This window comes from Oleiphilus messinensis (assembly GCF_002162375.1).
GTDB classification, from domain to species: domain Bacteria; phylum Pseudomonadota; class Gammaproteobacteria; order Pseudomonadales; family Oleiphilaceae; genus Oleiphilus; species Oleiphilus messinensis.
On sequence record NZ_CP021425.1, the window covers coordinates 6,116,138 to 6,139,550 of the forward strand.

The following is a 23,413-nucleotide window of genomic DNA, read 5'->3' on the forward strand; positions in this document are numbered from 1 at the left end:
TCAACACAGGTGTAACCATGTTTTTTTCCAAGCATAAACAGCAATTGGACACCATGCGACAGCAAATGCAGGAGGCACAGGATTTCGTCGATGCGGTCAAAGCACATAATGCAGTCATCGAATTTTTACCTGATGGTACCATTCAGGATGCGAATGATGCTTTTCTGGCCGTCGTCGGCTATCAGCGCAACGAAATCATTGGCAAACATCACCGGATGTTTTGTTCTCCCGAGTACGCTAACAGCACGGAATATAAAACATTCTGGAGCGACTTGAATCGTGGCTTATTCAATTCCGGATCGTTCCAACGCATGAACAAACAAGGTAAAGCGCTTTGGTTACGGGCCACTTACTTCCCAATTACCCGCGATGGCAAAGTCTACAAAGTCATCAAATTTGCCCAAGACGTCACCACAAACACATTGCAACGAAAAGATCAGGAAGCCATCCTCGAAGCGCTCGATCGCTCTTTAGCAGTGATTGAATTCACCCCGACCGGGGAAATCCTCCATGCTAACAACAACTTTTTGAACACCGTCGGCTACAGCCTCGATGAAATCAAAAACCGGCACCATCGCCTGTTCTGTTATGACAGTTTCTATCAGGATCACCCTCACTTTTGGGACGATCTCGCCAAGGGGCGATTTCAATCGGGCAAATTCGAACGAAAACACAAAAATGGTTCACGCATCTGTTTGGAAGCAACCTATAACCCTGTGCAAGGACCAAATGGAAAGGTCGATCGCGTGATCAAGTTCGCAACCGATACCACGGCGCAGGTCGAACATGATGAAGCGGTACACGAAGCCTCCCGAATCGCCCATGACACCTCGGTCAAAACCGTGCAAATTTCCGTTGAAGGCTCCGGGTTACTGCAAAACAGTGTGCACATCTCAAGCACTATTTCCGGTAGAATTGATGAAGCGACCGACTTGATTCGGCAGTTACATGACAAATCGGGTGAAATCTCGGCCATCGTGACCACCATCAGCAGCATCGCCGAACAAACCAACTTACTCGCACTCAATGCGGCGATCGAAGCCGCCCGTGCCGGGGAACATGGCAGAGGCTTTGCCGTGGTTGCCGATGAAGTGCGCAGCCTTGCATCTCGCACCAATACCTCGACCATCGAGATTGAAGAGATGGTCAAAACCAATGAAGGACTGACAGAAGAAGCGATGAACCGGATGAATGATATCCGGGAACAAGCCATGGAAGCAGGAGACTTGATCAATAAAGCATCAGGTGTGATCGGCGAAATCCGTGACGGAGCTGAAAACGTTGCCCAAACCGTTGCGACTCTGGCTCAACATCAAAATTAGTCAGGTTTGGCGCACAGGTCATGTACCCGTTGCGTCGCCCTTGCTGAGCGCGATAATGTCCAATATTGCTTGAGTGACTTTATCGCTCTCCGACAACTGGGGAAAGTGTGCGCTTTGCGTACACTGAATCTGTTTGCTCCGAGTGGAAAGTGAAACGAGCTCGTGCTGATAACGACAATGCAGAGCAAATGACGCCATCGGGACTAATGGCAGCTTTTGCGTTCCCGTGATAACCCGAATGGGGATATCGGGAAACGAGCCCGCAGCCTCAAGTTGTTGTAAGGTCAAATCAAGACTTTCATCTTCCGAGTATTTAAAAGGATCAAACCACTTCTCCAGAGACTTCAAGCCCTGGTTTAGCGCATGTAACAAAACAGGCGCACGATGTTTCCGGTGCTGGGCAATTTCATCAGGGTGGGCCGCATCCACAAACACAGCCCCCGCAACAGCATCAGGATAGTGACGGGCAAAGAGTTGGGCGAATATGCCCCCCAAAGAGTGTGCGACAAGCACGCACGGCATCGGTAATGCCAATTCCCCACAGAGCGCATGCAGATCCTCAATGATCTGCATGCCGTGCTGATTCTGCAAGGTCTCGGCTGAAGTCCCCACACTTGGGCGGTTATATAACAAGACCTGGCATGTATCGGCTATTTCCGGATAGACCTGATCCCAGCTGGAGTAAGGCATACGGAATCCATTGATAAAAATGACTGAAGGCAAGCCGGTGCCGAGAACCTGGTACTCAACTAAATCACAGAGCATGTTCACCAAAAGCGTTCCTGAAGCTGTTTATCGACTGATCAACCTTCTTTCAAGCATAACATCCGGAACCCATATTCGCCTGTTAAGTTTTGTGCCAATTCTCAAGCCAATTTGCGAACGCCAAAATCGGGATACAATGCTTTCAACTCTAACCAGGCAACCACGGCGACGAAAACCGCGATCGCTGACCACACCAAAAGCCCCGTTAGCGAGAACCAGGCAGCGAAAACCGGGAGAATGATAATCGTCGAGACCACCCAGGCCCAATCAGCCATCATGATCCATTTTGCAAACCGGAAATTAATCGCTTTGCGCGTTGCAACGTAAAGTACATCGAGGCCAAAAAAAGCCAGGAATACACCCAAAGCCTCATAAATGATTGGCGGAAAAGATCCCAACAACCGAGCCCAGGTTTCACTGAAAACGAAAAGTTCAAAAGCACAAACAAACGAAAATATAACGTTAACGAGCAGTATCTTTTTCAATCTGATCTGATTCATGGCGTGATCTCCTGATAATCATTGCTTATTTTCCTGTTCAGACACATTTTCGGGTCACATAGGTTATGCTCGCAATTACCTCAGAGGTAATGTAGTTCTGGATGGCACGCGCTAAACTAGTACACAAACCCATGAATCAGGAGACCAGACCAAGATGGCGGCATTTGGCAACATGTTACGGGAAATACGGAAAGCAAAGCGATTAAGCCAACTCGATCTGGCCGTTGAGTCCGAGGTCTCTACCCGCCATATCAGTTTCCTGGAAACTGGCCGGGCAAAACCCAGCCGGGAAATGATTTTACATTTGGCACGACAACTCGATATTCCATTCAAGGAAACCAATATGTTATTAGCCGCAGCGGGCTTTGCGCATCAATACCGGGAAAGTAACATTGCTGATCCGGGACTGGCCAATATCCGCAATGCACTGAATTTTATGTTGCAATCAAACGAACCCTATCCCGCCATTGTACTTGATGCCCAATGGAATATTCTAATGGCGAATCAAGCCCAACAACGCATTGTACAAAAGCTTGTCGCCCTGGGGGCCAAGTTTCCCCCCACCTTCAACATCATGGAACATTTCATGGCGGAGGAGGGATATCGACAATTTGTGACGAACTGGGATGAAGTGGTAGTCATCCTGTTACAACGCATGCACAAGGAACATCTACTCAGTGCACGGCGGGACGAGCCCAATACTCAGCTTGAAAAGCTATTAACCTTTCCCGGTGTACCAACGGATTGGCTCAGCCGGGATATTGGTGACAAATCTCACCCACTTGTTGAAGTGCGCCTGGAAATTGAGGGGCAGGCCTTGGGGATATTCTCGACCATTGCCACCTTCGGCACCCCACTGGATGTAACCTTGCAAGATATTCGCATCGAGCACTACTTTCCAGCAGATGAAAACACCCGGCTTTTTTTCGAAAACCTCACCCATTAAGGCGAGCCCATCGAGACAGATTACAACAGGTAGTGCCAGAAACAGGCGCGTGGATTTTTGAAACGTGAGAAAATCACCGCGCAAACGTTGCAACAAAGTCCAGAAACACTCACAATTCCTTGCCTGACCCAATGATGATAGTCGTCATAGCGATTTAACAGAGTTTCCCGAGATATGAATATTCGCAAGATCCTTAGCTCCAAAGTCCAGTCCGCAATGGAAAAAGCCGGTATACCTGGCGAATTTTCCCCCAATATTACTCCCAGTAAGAACCCTAATTTCGGGGATTATCAGGCGAATGGGGTGATGTCTGCGGCAAAGGCGAGAAAAACCAATCCTCGGGAACTGGCTACCCAGATCGTCGCCCAGCTCGATCTCGAAGGTATTGCCGACAAAGTTGAAATCGCAGGTCCGGGCTTTATCAATATCCACCTTGCACCAGCCTACCTCGCCACATCACTGGAAGCGTCTCTGGCAGATGATCGTCTCGGTGTGGAAACGGCCGCGACTCCGCAAACAGTCGTAATCGATTATTCCGCCCCGAATCTGGCAAAAGAGATGCACGTTGGTCACTTACGCTCCACAATTATTGGTGACGCTCAAGCGCGCTTAATGACCTTTTTTGGTCACAACGTCGTACGCCAGAATCATATTGGTGACTGGGGAACACAATTTGGCATGCTGACCGCCGAGCTGGAAGAAACCCTGCAAGGCGAGGGCATGAGCAATTTCCAACTGAAAGACTTGGAGAGCTTCTATCAGCAATCCAAAAAACACTTTGACGAAGACCCGGAGTTTGCCGATAAAGCCCGGGATTATGTCGTTAAACTCCAGGGCGGGGATGAAAACGTACTGAAACTCTGGCAACAATTTATCGACTTGTCACTACAACACAGTGAAGAGCTGTATGACAAGCTCAACGTGTCATTGACTCGGAATGATGTGTACGGCGAAAGTGCTTACAACAATGACCTGCCTGTACTGGTAAAAGACCTGCAGGACAAGGGTCTGGTACAGGAAGACAACGGTGCACAGGTTGCTTTTCTGGATGAATTGGCCGACAAAGAAGGTAACCCTTCGGTCGTCATCGTGCAAAAACAGGGCGGTGGCTATCTCTATGCCACAACCGATCTGGCCGCCATTCGCTATCGCGTCAACACACTGAATGCGGATCGCGTTCTGTACTTTATCGATTCACGCCAGTCATTGCACATGAAACAGGTTTTTACACTGGCACGCAAAGCAGGATTCGCCCCTGACGATCTGGAACTGACCCACTGTGCTTTCGGTACGATGATGGGCGAGGATGGAAAGCCCTTTAAAACCCGTTCTGGTGGTGTCGTCAAGCTGGCAGACTTGCTGGATGAAGCCATTGAGCGGGCTGGCACGCTGGTTGCCGATAAAAATCCGGATCTGGAATCTGCGGAACGGGCCGACATTGCCCGAAAAGTCGCCATTGGTGCTGTAAAATATGCAGACCTGTCCAAAACACGGACAAACGATTATATTTTCAGCTGGGATGCCATGCTCAGCTTTGAAGGCAATACCGCGCCTTACCTACAGTATGCCTATACCCGTATCCAATCCATATTCAGAAAAGCAGGTGTGACGCCTGACAGCATCTCCGGCCCGATTGTGTTATCCGCACCACAGGAGCGGGCACTTGGGGTGAAACTCGCTCAGTTTGAGGAGATGCTGGATCAAGTCAACCGGGAAGCACTGCCCCATTTGGTGTGCAGTTATCTGTATGATCTGGCCAGTCTATATATGAGCTTCTACGAACACTGTCCGGTTCTGAAGGACAATGTGACGCCCGAAGACAGAGACAGCCGCCTGAAACTCTGCGCTCTGACCGCAGCAACGCTGAAGATCGGCCTTGACCTTCTGGGCATTGAAGTCATGGATATCATGTAAGCAGCCAATGCAGGCACTGCCGTAGAACCTAAAAACCTGGAGGCCCGTTTCCGTGGAAACAATTGCAGCAATATTGTCCCGTCGCTCGACCCCGAAGTTAACCGAGCCCGTACCCAATGACGACGAACTGCAACTGGTCATGCAGTGTGCATTAAGAGCGCCTGACCACGGGCGCTTACGTCCTTGGCGATTTTTTGCCGTAACCGGCGATGATCGAATTAAATTGGGGGAGCTATACCTGCGTGCAGCCGAGCAAGACAATCCGGAACTGGATGAGAGTAAACGGGAAAAACTGCTGAATATGCCAATGCGTGCCCCGATGTTAATCATTGCCATTGCTGAAGTCACGGAAGATCACAAGGTGCCCAGTATCGAACAGGTCGTATCCGTAGGCGCGGCGGTACAAAATATTCAATTGGCGCTCCATGATATGGGCTATGGCTGTATGTGGCGCACCGGCGAAATGGCGGAGAACAACTATATTAAAACGGCGATGGGTTTTAGTGCCAAGGATGAAATCGTCGGCTTTTTATACATCGGAACGCCAGAACAAGCACCCAAAGAGGTTCCGGCCCCTGAGCCCGGCGACTTTTTGACTCGCTGGCCCAGCCATTGATCCCCTGATTCAACGCGCCAATACGGTTCTAAACCGAGCCTCATCCGCATTGGCGTGCATTTACATTCCCGTCTGGCATGAAAATCGCTTCAATACCCCACTTATTTCTATGAATTGCCGTTTTTTAGCTAAACTGAAAACAGCAGCCCCTAACTTTGAAGGTCATGGATTCTTGCAGTGTATTTTCGAGAATATAACAAAACCCGCTTCCTGGTAGTGGATCAGAATCTAAAGGTCAGACAATCTGTTGAACAGTTTCTAAAGAGTTTCGGTGCCTGGTACATTGACTCGGCCACCTATGCCGATGAAGCTGTTGACAAGTGTCAACATGGCCTTTTCGATGTTGTGCTCTGCGATTATCACCTGGGCGATAAAGACGGCCAGCAGGTACTGGAAGAATTACGCTCGAAAAAACTGTTGAAGCATACCAGTTTGTTCATCATGGCATCCGCTGAAACAACCAAGGAGATGGTACTCAGTGCGGTTGACTACCAACCCGACGCCTATATCAACAAACCGATTACCCGTGATTTACTAAAGCACCGCTTCGATGGTCTCTTGCTCGATAACGAAGTGCTGTATGACATTAAATTCGCTCTGGATAGTGGTGATCAGAGCACGGCGATTTACCTCTGTGAAGAAAAAATACTGCGCAACAGCAAGTACCGGTCCTGGTGTGAGAAAACCCTCGCCAACGTCTTGTTCAACAAGGCAGACTACGACGGCGCAGAAGCGGTTTACACCTCCGTCATCAAGCGACGGCCACTCATTTGGGCTCAAATGGGATTGGCCAGGATCCAATTTGCCCGGCAACAATACCAGGAAGCAGAACAAAGCTTGCAGGAAATCCTGAAAGCCAGCCCGAATTGCCTCCAGGCTTACGATTTGCTGGCCGAAATCTTCGATCTGACCAAGCGCTGGAAAGACGCGCAGGCGCTCCTGCTTACCGCGACCAAATTGGCACCGCGCGCGGTACACCGCCAGTCACGGTTGGGTGAGCTTTGCCTCAAAAACCAAGATCTCAACAACGCTCTGTCAGCCTTCCAGAATGCCGTGGAAATGGGACAAAAGTCATTGCATGACAAACCCTCAAATCATATCTATCTCGCTCACTGCATTCACGAAACCCCGGCTTCGGATGCGCAACCAGACCGGGAAAGCGCATCACATCAGGCCTTGGATGTTCTCAAGTATGCAGAACAAAAATTTACCCCGGAACGGGACGTAAAGCTGCATGCCAGTCTTGTCGAAACCCGCATTCACAACACATTACAGCAGCAGGAGCTAATGGCCCAGTCTCTCACCCAGGCACAAGATATTTATTTTGCAGAATGGTCACGACTCACCCCGGAACTGACCTTGGAATACGCCCAGACGTTATTTATCGCGGGTAAAGAAGCCGAAGCAGAAATGACCCTGTCCCAGCTGCAGGCATTATATGCCCATGACACATCCATACTGGCGCGCATTGCGGAACTCAGGGATGAACCGGTTGCCTGGCAAGCGCGGGTTAAAGCGGCAGAATTAAATAAGCGGGGTATCAAGTGTTTTGAAGGCGGTCAGCTTGAAGAGGCCATCCAGATATTTGAGGAGGCACTTAACTTCTCCCCCCGCCACCCGGGACTCAATCTCAACCTTGTGCAGGTTTTGTTGAAATACCTGCCTAAAAGTTCCAACCCGGAAGCACGCCTGGCGCAGTGCACCACATCGTTAAACGCGATCAAACACATCAACGAAAAACACCGTCAATTTCCTCGCTATCAACATTTACAGAGGAAACTCGCTCAAACCAAAATACAGCAGGGCCAACGAAACCTTGGTTAACTTGCCAGGTGAATTGGAATTTGCAACCGGCTGTGAACAAAATTAAAAAATAACCAAATGTATTTCCGGAGATTTCAATCGTGAGATTCAGCTCTAATTCAGTGTGGATATTCATGCTAACGTTTCCCTTGTCCATTGCGGTTCTGGCGAAGCATCCTGCAGAAAAAACGGAGAACGGCACAGTGGATCACAGCATGATGGATCATAGCCAAATGCACCAATCCCGCCCGGTGCTGCCTGAGTACCCTGTACCTGAAATCGAACTCGGTATCGTTCCTGACGCTGTCTCTGGCTACAACCTGACACTTCGGGTGGCCCACTTTAATTTGATCCCGCCCCAATTGCGCACCATAGAGAAAAAGGTACAGCCAGGAGAGGAACCAGGAGGAGTGGAAGAAGGACATGCTCACCTCTACGTTAATGGTACAAAAATTCAGCGTCTATATGGTCGCTATGTCCACTTGCCAGGCACCCTTTTCAACCCGGGAATCAATCAAATTACTGTAACGTTGAATGATCATGAACACCAGAATCTGAGCATCCAGAATCGTGATATTCAAGCAACTCTGACGATCAATACCCGAAAAGATGACTTTCTGCAGTTCGCCTATACCTCATCTCCCATTCGAAACTAAACCGGGTTAATTCGCGTTTACACCTGGACTTTGGGCAAGATAAGGGGAAAGCAGCGCTTCATAGGGTGTTCGTTGCCGTCGTTCATTATGCGCATGGTTATAGCGCGCAAGAGCTTCCGAACAGCCTTTACAAAATACGGTGTATAAACCAACTTTCTGCTCGGGCAACGGAATAAAACGGAGATGATCTGAAATCTGCAATTGCCGGGCTTCGAAGCGCAAAGTCATAATGGTGGGGTTATAAACCGCATCCAGTCGCTTGGCATTCAACAATCGGAGCATGGTTCGGAAGGCATTCAAATCTCCCACGATAAAATTGATATCCAAGCGGGCATCACGCATGAAAGGTGACAAGTAGCCATGCTTGGTGAATCCGATTTCAGTATCCAGCAAATCCTCTGGAGACTGAACTTTAATTAGCGGGGATGACGCTAATACCGCCAGCCCTGATTGCATATAGGTCAGCGGGGAATCAGGGTACAAATATCGTTTTTCCCGGTTACCGTCTTTTGCCAGAGTCAATACTGCATCCAGTTTGCCTTCTTCCATATGCATGATAAGCCGACTGAATGGATACACTTGCCAATGGATGCTGACGCCCATTTCCGGTGCAATATAACGCTCCATATAGTCAATTGCAGCGCCTTTGACCTGGGTCTCATCTGTGCTGTCGGTGAAGGCATGGGGAGCTAGATTGAACAAGCCTACAGTCAGCACGGGTTCAAGCGCTAAACCAGTCGGGGAATGAAACAAAAGTGTGGTTGTTGCGATTAGCAGCAAGTTACATAAACAGTTCAATCAAGCAGACTCATCTTATTTTTATCATCAGACTCAGTGTAGCAAAACTGAATTTTGTGTCACTTATTCTCAAAACTCTGTGCAATCTTCGTACGAATATCGTATCTGTTACGGTCATCCGGTTAATTTGTGCAAAAAGTGTGACCTTGTAGTCAATTTTGAATCCAACAACCTGTGGCCTTGAGGGGATATTCAGCGATTACGCGCATTGAATAGTAATTGAACAAATGCTTGTAAACGCAACAATACTCAGGAGCCTGTCATGTACCAAATGAGCCAAACTGCAGTTTTTCACTTGCACAAAATTGAAAGAATGATTCGAAACATGACTCAGAAGCGATTCCGACTCAGTAATGCCGAGGACATTGATGAATTGTTAATTCGTGCTGCGAGCAGCAGCCAGAAAGAGCTGCACACCGCACTGAACCAATTTGTTGCACATTGCCACCCGGATTCACAGCGCCAGGTTGGCGAATTGCTCCGTGTGAATTAAACACAAAAATGAGGAATCGGGAGAAAAGCAGTATGAACAATTCGATATCGCAGAGTAAATCCGAAACAACCGGTTCAATACCACAGGAGCCGATTACGTTACTGTCACGGGTTGATATCCGTCTGCCTTGCTTGTTGTTTTCTGTATTGTTAATCGTAAATCTGCTGGCGCAGTAAGCCATAAGCCATAAGCCATAAGCCATAAGAAGCAAAGATCACCACCATGTACGCACATGCGTCAGGAGAGTTCCAACATGCACGCTATTCCGGAAGCTGCGCTTTTTCATTTGCATCGCGTTGAATGCTTGCTGAGCACCCAGCACCAGCGTCGTTATTCACTCATGTTACGGCGCGATATGGAGGATCTGATTCGCCTTGCAGCCCTGAGTCAAAATACTGAGGTGAGACAGGAATTAAATCTATTTATTAAAAGCTGTTTGTACCCCAAGACCCAGCCTGTTAGGTGCGTTTAAACCGTCAGACACACGCAGAAACAGACAACAATCGGCTCGATGACAGGATACAGAAAATTTCACAGCGGAAGCGGTAAATCTGGACTGGACTATTCTGTGGGAAAATTTCCCACGCATACAAACATAATGCTTTGAGGTTGGTGCTGACACATCCGGGGAAGGTAGGAAAGTAATAACCATTGAAGCGCTGCAATGAGCACCTTAAAAGAATAGTAGACTTGCACTTGATTTGCAATGCCCAATTCTCTCTGTAATGCATGTTATACTCACTGGACGCGTCGTTAATCCAATAGGGATATCTGCATATGAAATTTGATCTCAATCTGTATGAGACAAGGGTGATCAGCGTGTTACTGGAAAAAGAAGTGACCACCCCAGACCAGTATCCCTTATCACTCAATGCACTGAAAAATGCCTGCAATCAAAAGAGCAACCGCCATCCGGTACTGGAGCTCGATGAAACAACGGTCAGCAATACCCTTGATGCACTGGAAGACAAAAATCTGATCAGGCGTACGCAACAAGGGAGTCGGGTCGAAAAATTCAAGCATCGATTTTGCAATACTGAATTCGGCGAGCTGAAGCTCACACCGGCTCAGTTAGCGATTCTGTGTGAGCTCATGCTCAGAGGTGCACAAACCCCGGGTGAATTACGCTCAAGAGCATCAAGAATGGCGGCACTCAAAGAGGTTCGCGAGGTCGACGACGCATTGCAGGAACTGATACAGATGACATTAGTTAAGGCCCTGCCCAGAGAACCCGGGAAACGAGAATGTCGTTACCAACATCTGCTCGGCAAGTCTACCGAACAGCCTGTTGCCGCCAAGGCCACCGAGGCGCAGGGCAATCTGGCGGCCAAAGACGCCAAAATAAAACAGTTGGAGCAACAGGTCTCGGACCTTCAATCCGAGAATGAAAGACTGATCCAAAAGCTACGGCAATTAGGCGAGGTTGTCTGATATCTGAGCATCGGATTCAGAAGTTTCCGGTTCAGAAGCTTCATGCATTGAGAGCAACTCCCGGCACAACATGGGTAGCAGAGCGGTGTGAGCGCTCTTGCTGATAATGTCTTTCACACCGATTTGTAACAAGTCTTTCACTTCGCTGTATTTTGCCATTCCGGAAATCACCACAAACGGCGTTTCCGGAGACAACTTCTTGACTGAATTCACAGCACTACGAACGTTGTAACCCGGTATATGGTAATCCGAAACCACAATATCCGGTTTACGCTGACTGATTTCACGCTCCATTGCCGCCTGATCGCTGACATGACAGATTCGATGGCGTAATCCGGATCTTGCGATTGCTCGTTTAAACAAGGTTGCATCTGCCAGAGAATCCTCACAGAGCACAATATTCACTACCGGAATCACATCATTCACGGCACGCACCATCATTTTTTCATCCAGAGTCCGTTTCATCGATACCATTTTTAAAACCTCTTCAGACCACGATTCGCGATCAAATCCTGATGTTTGGACGCGCTTGGTAATACTTGCTCACTGTAATGCATAATTTGTTCGGGCAAACTTTCCAGGGATACCGTTTCTTTAACGCCGCCTTTTTTAATGGCTTCTTTCGGCATCCCAAACACCACGCAGCTTTGTTCATCTTGTGCCAGTGTTCGTGCTCCCGCCTGCTTCATTTCCAATAATCCGGCAGCACCATCGCTCCCCATGCCGGTCATGATGATGCCCATCGCATTTTTACCTGCGTAACGTGCAACGGAGCGAAACAACACATCGACAGAGGGACGATGCCGACTTACCAACGGACCATCCCGTATTTCAACCTGGTATTGCGCACCATTGCGCTTCAACAGCATGTGCTTGCCACCCGGAGCGATCAGCACCTGCCCCGGCATGACCCGATCACCGTCCGCCGCTTCTTTCACGGATAACGCACAAATGCTGTCCAGTCTACGGGCAAATGCTGCAGTAAACTTCTCCGGCATATGTTGAACAACAACCATACCATGTACCGTGGGGGGCAACCCGGACAGCATTCGCTCCAGAGCCTGAGTGCCGCCAGTTGACGTACCGATGGCGATCACACGTTCAGTGGTTTTAACCATCGCCGCTGATTCCGTTCCAGGGGTTAGGGAGACATGAGTCTTAGCGAGATCTCGAGACCTGGTCTGACGCGGTGCGGTTACATCCCCGGCGGCTTTGGCATTGGCTTTGCGCAGACCGATACGGGCCACAGCAGCAGACTTGAGGGCATGCAATATTAACTGTGAACACTCTGCCAGACGCTGACTACCGCCGGCCTTGGGTTTCTCGACAATTTCCACGGCCCCTGCAGCAAGCGCTTGCATACAAGTATCTGTGCCTTTCTCAGTCAACGTGGAACACATCACAATGGGTGTGGGACGTTCCGCCATGATTTTTTTCAAAAAGGTAATCCCATCCATACGCGGCATCTCAACGTCCAGAGTGATAATATCCGGCCACTCTTTCTCCATGCGCCTTAACGCAAACAGTGGATCCGCTACAGCAGCCATCACTTCAAAGCCGGGATCAGCATCAATAATTTCTTTCAGGACTTGCCTTACGACTGCAGAGTCATCAACGATCAGGACACGCTTGGCCGTCATGGGACCTCCGTTTACACTCGGCGATAGATTGACGGTTTAACAGCCGTCAGACAATCATTAATCTGATACAGCGATTCAGCATGCCCAACGATCAGATAACCTCCAGGCTTCAACTGACGATAAATGCGTTCGATTAATTTGCGCTTGGTTTCCGTGTTGAAATAAATCATCACATTACGCAGGAAAATAACATCAAATTGGTCCAGGCAGCGCCAGTCCCCGTTAAGGTTGAATTGCTCAAACCGAACCTTGGCACTCAGAGCAGGGTCAATCATTAACTTGGTCGCTTGATCCGCAACACCTTTCAGACAGTAATCCCGGAGAAAAGGCAGCGGTATTTTCTCTGCCGCCGAAATCGGGTAAACACCGGTTCGGGCCCGCTCGATGACCGCTTGATTGATATCAGTGCCCAAAATCTGCCAGGATCCTTGAATCCCCAGAGAGCGCGCCAAAACCATAGCGATGGAATAGGCTTCTTCACCACTTGACGCGGCTGCACTCCAGATTTTCAATTGCTCCCCGGAGCGATGGGCCGGCACGATAACATCTGCCAGAAACTCAAGGTGTTTTACTTCCCGAAAGAAATAGGTTTCATTGGTCGTCAACGCATCAAGCAGCAACTGCAGCTCCTGGGCCTGACCTGGTCGCTGTACCAGATCGAGGTATTGCCCGTAACGGCTCAAACCCAGCTGGACAAGGCGCTTGTTCAATCGCCCCATCAACAGTATTTTTTTATTATCCGATAAGGAAATTCCGGATAGTGTCATTAACAATGCCTGAACCCGGCGAAATTCAGCATCGGTAATCTGAATTTTTTCAACCAAAACCTCGTCCCGAATTGCTAACATATCCGCAAACCTTCTATTATCCGTCAATCTTCTACTATCCGTCGTAATGTCACTGTGCCGATTCATTTTGAGTTATCGGCTGATATCAGCCTGAACCGGTGGCGTCATTTGATTCGCTTCAGCAAGCAACACCATCTCGTCCACAGATAAAACCTTTGCCACATCAAGGATAATGATGAACTCACCTTCCACTTTTGCCATGCCTTGAATAAAGTCGGAGCGAATCTTGGCACCAAATGCTGGGGCGGGCTCGATATCGCTCCCGGCAATGTCCAATACCGCACTGACCGCATCAACAACAATCCCGATGTCATATTGGCTATCATCATGAATCACCTCAATAATGACGATGCAGGTTCGTTTACCCACTGCAACGGCGTCACGATTGAAGCGTGCTTTCAAATCAATTGCCGGAACGACCCGCCCTCGCAAATTGATTACACCCCGGATAAATTCCGGCATCATTGGAACGGGAGTCAGGTGACCATATTCAATAATTTCCTTGATTTGCGTGATTTCCAACGCAAATGTTTCGGCACCCAACGTAAAGGTCAGATATTGAGCAGGTACTTCAGTTTGACTAAGTGCAGCATTCATTTTTTTCGCTCACTGTATTCTGTACACATTCTGCAGCGTCTGAAAAAGGGGCGGGAGTCAGCTCATCGAGTCTCAACTCCCGCCAACTCCCCCCCGGGATCAGGCCGATTTGCTCTCGGAATCGTCCCATCTTACAAATTTAGCCGGTTGGCTGGTTTTGCGTGCAAGAGGTACAACGGGTGCTGAAACCTCTGCACCGGAACGATTCAACATCTCGGCAGCCACACTGGAATCCGTTTTGAAAAAGCCCACTACATCCGCTAACTGTTCCGCCTGGGCACTCAACTGCTCAGCTGTTGCCGCCAATTCTTCCGAACCGGAAGCATTGTTCTGAGAGGCCTGATTCAGTTGCTCTACCGCCGCATTGATCTGTTCCACACCAATTGATTGTTCATTGGAAGCTGCTGCGATTTCCTGCACAAGGTCAGAGGTACGACTGATATCAGGCACCATCATTTCCAGTAACGATCCCGCTTTTTCTGCGGTGGCAACACTCTTTTCAGCCTGTTCACTGATCTCTTGTGCAGCAGTCTGGCTTCGCTCTGCAAGTTTTCGAACTTCGCTGGCAACGACCGCGAACCCTTTCCCGTGTTCGCCTGCCCGGGCCGCTTCGATCGCAGCATTTAATGCAAGCAGGTTGGTTTTGTAGGCGATATCATCAATTATGGTGATTTTTGCAGCGATATCTTTCATTTCCGCCACGGTCTGAGCAACCGCTTCACCCCCCTCCGATGCGCGCTGGGCGGACATCATTGCAATATCCTTGGTTGTTTTGGAATTATCGGTATTTTGATTGATATTCGCGCTCATCTGCTCCAGCGACGCACTGGTTTCCTCAACACTTGCTGCCTGTTGTGTCGCACTGGCACTCAGATCACCGGAAGTCGCACTGACCTGGCTTGAGGCCGAGGCAATGTTATCGATCGCGCTTTTCACATCGACGATAACGCTGTGAAGTTTGGTCAGGAAGCCATTAAAGGCAGTCGCAACATCACCCAACTCATTGCGTCCCATATCCGGTAGACGTCGGGTCAAATCCCCATCACCAGACTCCAATTCCTGTGCTGCATTGCGCAATACCTGAAGTGGTAATATCAACATCCGGGTACACCAGAAGGCCACTGCAAAGATGGCGAGAATGCCAATTCCACCCACAACAACCATTAACCACTGCAGTTGGCTCACAGACTCAAACGCTTCCGCAACATCCATTTCTGCCAGAATCACCCAGCTGAAATCACCCAGATTAATTGGCGCAAAGGCAGACAACACCGGGTTACCATTGTAGTCCGTAATGATCCGGGTACCCGTTTTGCCGGACAGGGCCGCAATCACACCTTCAGTTTCCACGCCATTTTCCTGAATCGATCCGGCAAAAGATGCCACAACCGAATGTTCTTCCGGGCTCAGAAATGAATCCGAACGCATTCGCTTATCCGGTCCGACAAGATAGGTCTCGCCGGTGTCACCCATTCCCTCACGTTGTTGCATGATATTATTAACCTGATCCAGCGGCATTTGCAGCGCCACGACCAGTTCAATCTCACCGTTATAAATCAACGGCTGGGCGATAAAGGACGCGGGATCACCGTTACTGGGTGCATAGGGTTCAAAATCCGCCATGCCGAACGCCTTGGCACCGACCACTTTGTCAAATAAACGTCCCAGTCCGGAATCCCGATAAGGCCCCTCTACCAGGTTGGTCATATAGTCAGCTTCCCGGGCAACGGTATAGAACACCTGGCCTTTCGGGTGAATCAGGAATAGATCATAGTAACCATATTGCTTGATATATTTTGTAAAGAAATCACTGGATTCACCAGGACTCTGGCTCGCCAGCACTTCTTCAACCTGAATAGTGGTAAAAATTGCCCAATCCAGGCCATCAATTTCTATATTGGAATACCCGACAAACTCAACTGCGCCCGAGCTGCCGACTTTGAATGCAAAACCGGTATTGCCTTGCAGGGCACGATCAACATATTGGTCTTCCCGAGGGTACCCAACAACATATTTACCCTTGCCTTTCACCACACGATCCGAGCGGTAGCTGGACTTGCCATCTTGTCGTCCCACCAGATAGGATTCCCCGGTACTCCCCATACCCGTACGCTCTTGAATGATACGGTTGATCTGATCCGCAGAGATTTGTAGTGCTACAACGCCAACAAATTCACCTTGCTCATCTTTTACTGCGTGGCCAATAAATGCAGCCTGTCCTCCAGCGGGACCATAGGTTTGAAAATCTTCAATTGCAGCCCCGAAGTTTGCCTTGCGATACAGGCGTCCCAAAGCACTTTCTTTGCTTTCACCGGACACCAGATTTGAACCTAAGTCGGCATGCTTCATTACACTGAAAACAACATCTCCACGGGCATTTATCAACAATAAATCAGCGTAGCCATATTGATTTTTGTAGTGAGTCAACCAGGGCGCAAAACGCTCTTCCACACCGATCCACGAGAGTTGATCCGTGCGCTTGCCATCTTGCAGAAAGGCATTATCGAACGCAGCCAACGCGCGTTGCAGCTGGCCATTACCTGCCAACACGTTAATGTCACTGTAGCGCTCCGCAAAATAGCTTTCGATTTGACTACGTTTGATTGTTTGCACGGCGGCAACTTTACGCTTGGTCTCTTCCACCATCGCACTCACAACGTCAACCAGAACCCCCAGATCATTTTCCCGGGCATGGAAATAGTCGTTAATTTGCTTTGTTTTGATGCTTCGAACACTTTCAAGCTGGCCAATGACGTGCTGATTAAGTGCCTCGCGAGAGTTATTCAGGGAGATAAAGCCCAGAGTAGCGAAGGGAATAATGCCAACTATCAACAGAATCACGAACAATCGTGTTGATAGCTTGATGTTGTTAAACATGTGTTGATCCTCCGATGGGGATAATCGCTTGTTATCAGAATCCGGATCTCCGCCCGGCTACGATAGGGATATCATGTCAAAATCGCCAACTCGACAACATCAGAAGCCGGCGCAATCGAAAGCGGGAAAAACGGACATTTTCAGGTAGGAAAATTCTGACAGAGCACTGTCACCAGGGAGGAGCCTGGGAGGAAATGGGTGATTGTCTTGCTAGCGGCAAATGATAGCGGGCCCCAACGCCATTAATGCAGCTGGGATCCGGGTTGAGTATGGGACGTGCTGGGCTTTTCCCCTTGAATTCTGGGCATATAGGTCTGCTGCTCCATATTCACGATTCGTGAGACCAGTGCGGGTACATCCAGTATCAGGGCAACTTCACCGCTGCCTAAAATGGTTGAACCGGAAACCCCTTGCAAGTTACCGAACAACGGCCCCAAAGGTTTGATTACGGTCTGGAATTCACCGAGTAAGCGGTCAACCAGCAAACCAGCGCGTTTGCCGCCATACTGAATCACCACGATGCTTTCGCGGGACTGGGGGATATCACGGGCACCAAACAGATCCCGAAGCCGCAAGAATGGCAACACTTCACCCCGGAGGTTAATGTAGTCATTGCCCTTCAGGTTCTCACTCTCCCGGGTTTCAAGCTCGACACATTCGACGATCATATCCAGTGGAATCACATAGGTGCTCTGAACACATTGCACCATGAAACCATCGATGATTGCGAGGGTCAACGGGAGTCGAATCCGCATAGTCGTACCCTGGCCCAGTTTACTGCTCAGTTCAATTGTACCACGCAGGGATTCGATATTTCGCCGTACCACATCCATGCCCACTCCCCGACCTGAGAGGTTACTAATCTGCTCTTTGGTGGAGAAGCCCGGCTCCATGATCAGGTTGAAAATTTCCGCTTCGGACAAGGTATCATCAGCACTGATCAAACCATTACTGATTGCTTTAGCGCGAATTTTTTCAACATCCAGACCGCCGCCATCATCCATAACTTCAATGACTACACTACCGGACTCGTGGTATGCGTTCAAATGCAGGGAACCTGCCTCGGATTTTCCAGCCTGGATACGCTGCTCCGCAGTTTCAATGCCATGATCCATGGCATTGCGAACAAGGTGCATAAGGGGATCGGCTATTTTTTCCACCACACTCTTGTCGAGCTCCGTTTCACCACCGCTGATTGAAAGCCGGATTTGTTTGCCCAACTCCGCACTTACATCACGTACAACACGGGTAAAACGGCTGAAAGTGTCTCCAATGGGTACCATCCGCAATTGCAATGCACTGCTACGAATTTCTTCCACCAATGAAGAAACATGGGCAGCCGCCTCAATTTGATCGGATTGCCCGAATTGTTGCGCAAGGGTTGCATTGCCAGCGGTCGCGATCACCAGCTCACCGACCAGGTTAATCAATTCATCAAGGCGGTGTGCGGGTAACTTAATCGTCTTCAGGTTGGACGCATCACGATTCAACTGCTTGTTAACTGCAGCATCAATAACTTTTTGTGGGACATCACCCCGCTCAACCAGCATTTCTCCGATGCGGGGCGGGGTGTTTTGAGGTTGGTCCTTTGCGGACTCTGTTTCGTGCTCTTCAGACTGGAGATCCAGTATTCTCGCCAACTCTTCCCGGGACAGAGCATTACATGCAACCAGTATTTCACCCAGCCGCAAATTACACTCCGGGAGTGAATCGATTAATTTCAGATAATCATCAATCTTGCTACCCGGGGGCATCAGATGCAGTTCACAATGGTCTCCGGCCAATTCAAACACATTTACAATTTCATCCCGATCGCAATCGGTACGCAGTGCAACTTCAAAGCCCAAATAGCAGGTCTCGGGATCCATTGTATCCACTTCCGGCATGCTGTCCGGAACCGTCACCACTTTCACGACCTCCCCCAATGTTTGCAAGTGAGCAATGAAGGACGTGGGTTCAATTCCGTTGCGTAAACTGTCCGGGGAAAACCGGATGGATAAATGCCAGCAATCCGGGACGGAGCGCGCCTGCCCTGCATCGACTGCAGCATTGACCGGCGCTATGGGGGTTACGGGGGCGATTTGCCCTGCGGATTCGCCAAGAAATATTTTAAGTTCACCGATGAGTTGATGCCCCCGAGCTTCATGCTCTGCATCGAGATCCTGACTGTGCAGTGCGCAATCAATCAACCTGGAAATAAAGTCACCTGCGCGCAACAAAACATCAATTAATTGCGGGCTGATCCCGATTTCCTGCTCCCGCAAACGGGACAGTACATTTTCCGTAACATGTGTGAAACCAACAACATGCTCCATACCAACGACACCCGCTGAGCCTTTAATCGTGTGTGCCGCGCGAAACAACTGTCCGACAGACTCGGAATCGAAGCCCTGAGACTCCAGCGTCAGGAGCGAAGCCTCGTACTCTTGAAGCAGCTCTGTACTCTCTTCAACAAAGGTTTCGACCAAACTATCTACATTCACGACAAGTGCTCCTCAGGAAAACGTCAGCCAGTTTCAGAAATCAACAAAAAACAGTATTGGCAGGCGGGGCGAAGGCATCCGTCATGCCACACAAATCGAGCATATCGGTCACTTCCATACTCTGAGCAGCAATGTGGACCTGTTGGCCCCGCAATTCGGCCTCTCGCTTCAACAGAATCAATAGTTGCAACCCCGCTGAATCCATCTCGGAAACCATCATCAAATCAAGGTCGATGTGCTGGCCGAAGGTCAGGCTTTGCAAAAATACATCTCGCTGGCCCTTAATTTGGTCGACAGTCATGTCACCCATCACCAGCATTTGGGTTTGGTCACCATTTTTCTCACAGCTGATTTCCATCACTCGGCTCTCTTCAGGCGTTAACGTGTAAATTATCCTCTATCTTGCAGGAACCAGGCGTGAGAAAAAACCGGAATACGGAGGAAGATAATGTCAGAATTCGCTTATTCCGGGCGTCAGAAAATTCCTACAGACAGATTGCCCGGAACAACAACTGCCGCACTATCGTATTGAATGCAGACCGATCAAAAGATGGAAGGAGAATCGACAACGCACTTATTCAATCAATTTATTGCGAATTGCATAGAGTGTCAGTTCTGCATTGTTTTTCATTTTCATTTTTTCCAGCAATCTGGCGCGGTAGGTTGCAATGGTTTTTACACTCAGAGAGAGCTCTTCTGCAATATCGGTCAATGGCACACCAAGTGCGAGTTGCAGAAAAACGTGAAATTCACGATCTGAAAGCCTTTCATGAATGGGTTGATCATCATCGTCACCTTGATTATCAACGAGGGACTCGGCCAAGAGCCCCGCCACCGTGGCGTTGATAAACTTTTTGCCTTTGGACACCGTTTGAATCGCATCCAGTAACTGCTCGGGTGCACTCTTCTTGTTGATATAGCCAACAGCACCGGCTCGAATCAAACGCACCGCATACTGTTCTTCCGGGTAGGAACTTAAAATGAGCACAGGTAGTTTTGGCTTTTCGGATTTGATCTGGCCCAAAACATCGATTCCGCGCTTACCGGGCATCGCGATATCAAGCAAAACCATATCCCAGTCTTCATTACGAATTTTCTGAATGGCTTCGACACCATTGCCCGCTTCACCGATGTCAAATGGCGTGCCAGCCTCTTCCAGAATCTGAATCATGCCTTTACGAATGATCGCATGATCATCAACCAGCAATACTTTTGTCATTATTTTAACTAACCCCTCGTTTTTCAGGCGACCTGATCATCACCTTGTAGCGGCATACGCAACACAACTCGCACCCCCTCTCCCGGTTCGGATTCGATATACAAGCCCCCACCCAGGAATTCTGCGCGCTCATGCATACCGCGCACACCGAGAGAATTGGGACGCTCGGCTTTTCCATCTGTCAGACCGACGCCATCATCGGCAATCTGGAGCCGTATTTCCTGCCCGAAGCGCACCAGCATCACCTCGATTTTGCTCGCGTTGGCATATTTCGCCGCATTGTTTAACGACTCCTGAAAAATCCGAAACACCGCCGTGCTTCGATCCCGTGGCAGCACCAATTGTTGCAGATTTGATGTCACTGTACAGGGAATACCATGGCGCTTTGCGAACTCCTGGGCCTGCCACTCAATGGCAGCCAGCAAGCCCAAATCATCCAGTACACTGGGTCGTAACTGAGTCACAATACGGCTACAGGACTCGGCAGCACTGCTCACCAACTCCCCCATTGTATCCACTTTAGCTCTAAGACGATCGAATTCTCCGGGGATTTTCGCCCGCAACCAATGCACATCAACATTCAGCGCCGTAAGTATTGCCCCTAAATCATCATGAACCTCTTGCGCTATCCGGGCTTTTTCCTCTTCCCGGGCAATTTGCAGCGCTTCGGACAATGCCCGTAACTGCTCCCGGGATTTCAGTATTTCGTGTTCCTGGTGTTTACGTTCACTGATATCCACGTGGGTTCCTGCCATACGCCGCGCAGAACCATCAGTCACAATCAATGAAGCCCGGGATAACACATCAACAGCATGCCCTGCTTTGTGTTGCATACGAAACTCGATTTCAAAGCGATCGATTTCGCCTGCCAATGCGGCCTGAATCACTTTACTCACCCGTTCACGGTCATCCTCATGCAAACGCTGCTGCCAGGTACTGTAGGCATTTTCAAGCTCATGATCCTCATAGCCCAGCATACTTTTCCAGCGAGGGGAAAAATACACTGCACCGGTTTCAAGATTCCACTCCCACAGGCCGTCGTTTGCCCCCGTTAGCGCCAATTGCAGGCGCTCTTCACTTATTTTCAGGGCCTGCTCTGCACGCAATCGTTCCCGCCGCCCCTGCGCTTCCTGAATCTCTCGGGTTATCGCTGGTGCCAGTCGTGAAAGCTTGCTTTTACTGACAAAATCCTGGGCACCAGACTTTAGCAGGGATACAGCTTCCTCCTCACCGATTGCGCCTGAAACTGCGATAAAAGGTAAGTTAACATCTAAATCCCGAACAACTTTCAACGCATCTTCAACCCGAAGCAAAGGCATATGGCAATCCGATAACACAACATCCCAGTCCCCATCACGCAACGCCTCGCTCAGGACAGGAATGCTGTCAACAACGCGCGACTCAACATCAAGACCTTCCTTTTTCAGTTCCCGCAGCACAAGATGCGCATCACGGAGTGAATCCTCTACATAAAGCAATCGAAGTTTTTGCATTCCGCCCACAATCTATTGCAGCTCACCCGGAGGTGGGGAATTAACTGACAGCCAGTATTGTCCCAACCGACCAATTATTTGATTCAACTCGGGAAAGGGGATCGGTTTACAGACATAACTATTCACCCCTAACTCATAACTGGTCTGCAGATCGGAGTGTTCATCAGAAGAGGTCAATACCACAACCGGGATAAGTCGTGTTCTCGGGTCTGAGCGGATACGCTTGAGAACCTCCAGACCGCCAATTTTGGGGAGCTTGAGATCCAGTATCACCAAACCAGGGGAAGCGGTTTCCTGACGATCTTGAAACTGATTCTCGGCAAACAGATAATCCAATGCTTCCTGACCATCACGAACCACATCGACCACCAATCCCGCCGTCATTTTATTCAGTGCTCTGAGGGTGAGAAATTCATCTTTCGGATTATCCTCAACCAATAACACATGTCGTTTCGCTTTGCTGTTATTCACATTGATTGCTTCCACACTCAACCTCTACTGATCCATCTCTACTGGTTCCATCTTTGCTGATTCAGCCTTTACTGATTCCGTCTTTACTAATTCTTAGTCTCCATGTCCCGACTCCCCCTCGCATTCAGGGTAAAGTAAAACGTCGCACCTTTTCCGATTTCCGACTCCGCCCAGATCGTTCCACCGTGGCGCGCGATAATGCGCTTGACAGTTGCCAGACCAATTCCGGTTCCCTGAAATTCGTCGGCACGGTGCAAACGTTGAAACGGCAAGAACAATTTTTCCGAATACTCCATATTAAATCCGGCACCATTATCCCGGACGAAATAACAACGCAGGGGCTCACTCGGTTGAGACTCACTATCAGTACCATCCTCTACGGGGGGGACCGCCCGGGTAATACCAAATTCGATTCTGGCCTTCGCCTCTCCAGCACTGTATTTCCAGGCGTTCTCCAACAGATTGGTCAACACCACATTCAACAGGCGCGGATCACCGGAATCACTCAAATCGGGTGCAATCACCACTTCGACCTGGCGCT

General features: G+C 49.3%; 24 protein-coding genes and 1 pseudogene. 10 read left to right on the plus strand and 15 right to left on the minus strand.

Going from position 1 to position 23,413, the window contains the following annotated elements:
- The first annotated feature begins 17 nt into the window (after positions 1-17).
- Complete coding sequence (locus OLMES_RS28925; protein ID WP_087464051.1) at positions 18-1,322, plus strand: methyl-accepting chemotaxis protein; 1,305 nt, start codon at positions 18-20, stop codon at positions 1,320-1,322.
- A gap of 18 nt (positions 1,323-1,340) precedes the next feature.
- On the opposite strand, the gene OLMES_RS26645 is transcribed toward OLMES_RS28925, so the two are convergent.
- Entirely contained in the window at positions 1,341-2,087 is a 747-nt protein-coding gene (locus OLMES_RS26645; protein ID WP_087464052.1) for an alpha/beta fold hydrolase, read from the minus strand.
- 101 nt (positions 2,088-2,188) lie between these two features.
- Entirely contained in the window at positions 2,189-2,587 is a 399-nt protein-coding gene (locus tag OLMES_RS26650; RefSeq protein ID WP_087464053.1) for a hypothetical protein, read from the minus strand.
- Between the two features lie 154 nt (positions 2,588-2,741).
- On the opposite strand from OLMES_RS26650, the gene OLMES_RS26655 reads away from it, so the two are divergent.
- The 5 genes from OLMES_RS26655 (at position 2,742) to OLMES_RS26675 (ending at position 8,522) form a co-directional block, all read left to right on the plus strand.
- Positions 2,742-3,533: a helix-turn-helix domain-containing protein gene (locus tag OLMES_RS26655; protein WP_087464054.1), complete on the plus strand. Its 792-nt coding sequence runs from the start codon at positions 2,742-2,744 to the stop codon at positions 3,531-3,533.
- Positions 3,534-3,707: 174 nt separating this feature from the next.
- Positions 3,708-5,447 carry an arginine--tRNA ligase gene (argS, locus tag OLMES_RS26660; protein WP_087464055.1) on the plus strand — a complete coding sequence of 580 codons (1,740 nt, stop codon included), beginning with the start codon at positions 3,708-3,710 and terminating at the stop codon, positions 5,445-5,447.
- A gap of 52 nt (positions 5,448-5,499) precedes the next feature.
- Positions 5,500-6,063 (plus strand): nitroreductase family protein, encoded by a 564-nt coding sequence (locus OLMES_RS26665; protein WP_087464056.1) that lies wholly within the window; start codon positions 5,500-5,502, stop codon positions 6,061-6,063.
- Between the two features lie 177 nt (positions 6,064-6,240).
- Positions 6,241-7,887: a tetratricopeptide repeat protein gene (locus OLMES_RS26670; RefSeq protein ID WP_087464057.1), complete on the plus strand. Its 1,647-nt coding sequence runs from the start codon at positions 6,241-6,243 to the stop codon at positions 7,885-7,887.
- A 113-nt stretch (positions 7,888-8,000) separates the two neighbouring features.
- Entirely contained in the window at positions 8,001-8,522 is a 522-nt protein-coding gene (locus tag OLMES_RS26675) for a hypothetical protein (protein ID WP_087464058.1), read from the plus strand.
- 6 nt (positions 8,523-8,528) lie between these two features.
- Here the strand turns inward: OLMES_RS26675 and OLMES_RS26680 are convergent, their stop codons facing one another.
- Positions 8,529-9,320, minus strand: coding sequence for a substrate-binding periplasmic protein (locus tag OLMES_RS26680; RefSeq protein ID WP_087464059.1), 792 nt, complete (start codon positions 9,318-9,320; stop codon positions 8,529-8,531).
- Between the two features lie 262 nt (positions 9,321-9,582).
- Between OLMES_RS26680 and OLMES_RS26685 the strand changes: the two genes are divergently transcribed.
- The 4 genes from OLMES_RS26685 to OLMES_RS26695 all read left to right on the plus strand — a co-directional run bounded on the left by OLMES_RS26685 (position 9,583) and on the right by OLMES_RS26695 (position 11,244).
- Positions 9,583-9,813, plus strand: a complete 231-nt coding sequence (locus OLMES_RS26685) for a hypothetical protein (protein ID WP_087464060.1) — start codon at positions 9,583-9,585, stop codon at positions 9,811-9,813.
- Between the two features lie 32 nt (positions 9,814-9,845).
- Positions 9,846-9,989: a hypothetical protein gene (locus OLMES_RS28190; RefSeq protein ID WP_157678639.1), complete on the plus strand. Its 144-nt coding sequence runs from the start codon at positions 9,846-9,848 to the stop codon at positions 9,987-9,989.
- 77 nt (positions 9,990-10,066) lie between these two features.
- Positions 10,067-10,285, plus strand: a complete 219-nt coding sequence (locus tag OLMES_RS26690) for a hypothetical protein (protein ID WP_087464061.1) — start codon at positions 10,067-10,069, stop codon at positions 10,283-10,285.
- Positions 10,286-10,590: 305 nt separating this feature from the next.
- Positions 10,591-11,244, plus strand: coding sequence for a YceH family protein (locus OLMES_RS26695; protein WP_087464062.1), 654 nt, complete (start codon positions 10,591-10,593; stop codon positions 11,242-11,244).
- On the opposite strand, the gene OLMES_RS26700 is transcribed toward OLMES_RS26695, so the two are convergent.
- The 12 genes and pseudogenes from OLMES_RS26700 to OLMES_RS26750 all read right to left on the minus strand — a co-directional run bounded on the left by OLMES_RS26700 (position 11,227) and on the right by OLMES_RS26750 (position 23,396).
- Positions 11,227-11,718, minus strand: coding sequence for a response regulator transcription factor (locus OLMES_RS26700; RefSeq protein WP_087464063.1), 492 nt, complete (start codon positions 11,716-11,718; stop codon positions 11,227-11,229). The genes OLMES_RS26695 and OLMES_RS26700 overlap by 18 nt on opposite strands.
- A 2-nt stretch (positions 11,719-11,720) precedes the next feature.
- Complete coding sequence (locus OLMES_RS26705) at positions 11,721-12,884, minus strand: protein-glutamate methylesterase/protein-glutamine glutaminase (protein WP_087464064.1); 1,164 nt, start codon at positions 12,882-12,884, stop codon at positions 11,721-11,723.
- An 11-nt stretch (positions 12,885-12,895) separates the two neighbouring features.
- Complete coding sequence (locus OLMES_RS26710; protein WP_087464065.1) at positions 12,896-13,732, minus strand: CheR family methyltransferase; 837 nt, start codon at positions 13,730-13,732, stop codon at positions 12,896-12,898.
- 72 nt (positions 13,733-13,804) lie between these two features.
- The gene (locus OLMES_RS26715) at positions 13,805-14,329 is read right to left on the minus strand and encodes a chemotaxis protein CheW (protein ID WP_087464066.1); all 525 of its coding nucleotides are present in this window, start codon (positions 14,327-14,329) and stop codon (positions 13,805-13,807) included.
- Between the two features lie 99 nt (positions 14,330-14,428).
- Positions 14,429-15,139, minus strand: coding sequence for a methyl-accepting chemotaxis protein (locus OLMES_RS29140; protein ID WP_456299506.1), 711 nt, complete (start codon positions 15,137-15,139; stop codon positions 14,429-14,431).
- Between the two features lie 153 nt (positions 15,140-15,292).
- Positions 15,293-17,206 (minus strand): annotated as a pseudogene (locus tag OLMES_RS26720) (cache domain-containing protein); the annotation flags it as partial.
- 242 nt (positions 17,207-17,448) lie between these two features.
- Positions 17,449-19,689, minus strand: a complete 2,241-nt coding sequence (locus OLMES_RS26725) for a chemotaxis protein CheA (protein WP_087464068.1) — start codon at positions 19,687-19,689, stop codon at positions 17,449-17,451.
- 40 nt (positions 19,690-19,729) lie between these two features.
- The gene (locus OLMES_RS26730; RefSeq protein WP_087464069.1) at positions 19,730-20,047 is read right to left on the minus strand and encodes an STAS domain-containing protein; all 318 of its coding nucleotides are present in this window, start codon (positions 20,045-20,047) and stop codon (positions 19,730-19,732) included.
- Between the two features lie 216 nt (positions 20,048-20,263).
- Complete coding sequence (locus OLMES_RS26735; protein ID WP_087464070.1) at positions 20,264-20,908, minus strand: response regulator; 645 nt, start codon at positions 20,906-20,908, stop codon at positions 20,264-20,266.
- A gap of 23 nt (positions 20,909-20,931) precedes the next feature.
- Positions 20,932-22,401 (minus strand): hybrid sensor histidine kinase/response regulator, encoded by a 1,470-nt coding sequence (locus tag OLMES_RS26740; RefSeq protein WP_087464071.1) that lies wholly within the window; start codon positions 22,399-22,401, stop codon positions 20,932-20,934.
- 12 nt (positions 22,402-22,413) lie between these two features.
- The gene (locus tag OLMES_RS26745) at positions 22,414-22,887 is read right to left on the minus strand and encodes a response regulator (RefSeq protein WP_232465218.1); all 474 of its coding nucleotides are present in this window, start codon (positions 22,885-22,887) and stop codon (positions 22,414-22,416) included.
- Positions 22,888-22,958: 71 nt separating this feature from the next.
- Positions 22,959-23,396 carry a sensor histidine kinase gene (locus OLMES_RS26750; protein WP_157678641.1) on the minus strand — a complete coding sequence of 146 codons (438 nt, stop codon included), beginning with the start codon at positions 23,394-23,396 and terminating at the stop codon, positions 22,959-22,961.
- Positions 23,397-23,413: the final 17 nt, after the last annotated feature.

Excerpts from the sequence above, each read along its gene's own strand:
- OLMES_RS28190 (WP_157678639.1), top strand. The coding sequence starts at position 9,846 with ATGAACAATTCGATATCGCAGAGTAAATCCGAAACAACCGGTTCAATA.
- OLMES_RS26695 (WP_087464062.1), top strand. The coding sequence starts at position 10,591 with ATGAAATTTGATCTCAATCTGTATGAGACAAGGGTGATCAGCGTGTTA.
- OLMES_RS28925 (WP_087464051.1), top strand. The coding sequence starts at position 18 with ATGTTTTTTTCCAAGCATAAACAGCAATTGGACACCATGCGACAGCAA.
- OLMES_RS26675 (WP_087464058.1), top strand. The coding sequence starts at position 8,001 with ATGCTAACGTTTCCCTTGTCCATTGCGGTTCTGGCGAAGCATCCTGCA.
- argS (WP_087464055.1), top strand. The coding sequence starts at position 3,708 with ATGAATATTCGCAAGATCCTTAGCTCCAAAGTCCAGTCCGCAATGGAA.
- OLMES_RS26735 (WP_087464070.1), bottom strand. The coding sequence starts at position 20,908 with ATGACAAAAGTATTGCTGGTTGATGATCATGCGATCATTCGTAAAGGC.
- OLMES_RS26705 (WP_087464064.1), bottom strand. The coding sequence starts at position 12,884 with ATGACGGCCAAGCGTGTCCTGATCGTTGATGACTCTGCAGTCGTAAGG.
- OLMES_RS26740 (WP_087464071.1), bottom strand. The coding sequence starts at position 22,401 with ATGCAAAAACTTCGATTGCTTTATGTAGAGGATTCACTCCGTGATGCG.
- OLMES_RS26645 (WP_087464052.1), bottom strand. The coding sequence starts at position 2,087 with ATGCTCTGTGATTTAGTTGAGTACCAGGTTCTCGGCACCGGCTTGCCT.
- OLMES_RS26715 (WP_087464066.1), bottom strand. The coding sequence starts at position 14,329 with ATGAATGCTGCACTTAGTCAAACTGAAGTACCTGCTCAATATCTGACC.
- OLMES_RS26700 (WP_087464063.1), bottom strand. The coding sequence starts at position 11,718 with ATGGTATCGATGAAACGGACTCTGGATGAAAAAATGATGGTGCGTGCC.
- OLMES_RS26690 (WP_087464061.1), top strand. The coding sequence starts at position 10,067 with ATGCACGCTATTCCGGAAGCTGCGCTTTTTCATTTGCATCGCGTTGAA.
- OLMES_RS26685 (WP_087464060.1), top strand. The coding sequence starts at position 9,583 with ATGTACCAAATGAGCCAAACTGCAGTTTTTCACTTGCACAAAATTGAA.
- OLMES_RS29140 (WP_456299506.1), bottom strand. The coding sequence starts at position 15,139 with ATGAGCGCGAATATCAATCAAAATACCGATAATTCCAAAACAACCAAG.
- OLMES_RS26650 (WP_087464053.1), bottom strand. The coding sequence starts at position 2,587 with ATGAATCAGATCAGATTGAAAAAGATACTGCTCGTTAACGTTATATTT.
- OLMES_RS26655 (WP_087464054.1), top strand. The coding sequence starts at position 2,742 with ATGGCGGCATTTGGCAACATGTTACGGGAAATACGGAAAGCAAAGCGA.
- OLMES_RS26730 (WP_087464069.1), bottom strand. The coding sequence starts at position 20,047 with ATGGAAATCAGCTGTGAGAAAAATGGTGACCAAACCCAAATGCTGGTG.
- OLMES_RS26710 (WP_087464065.1), bottom strand. The coding sequence starts at position 13,732 with ATGTTAGCAATTCGGGACGAGGTTTTGGTTGAAAAAATTCAGATTACC.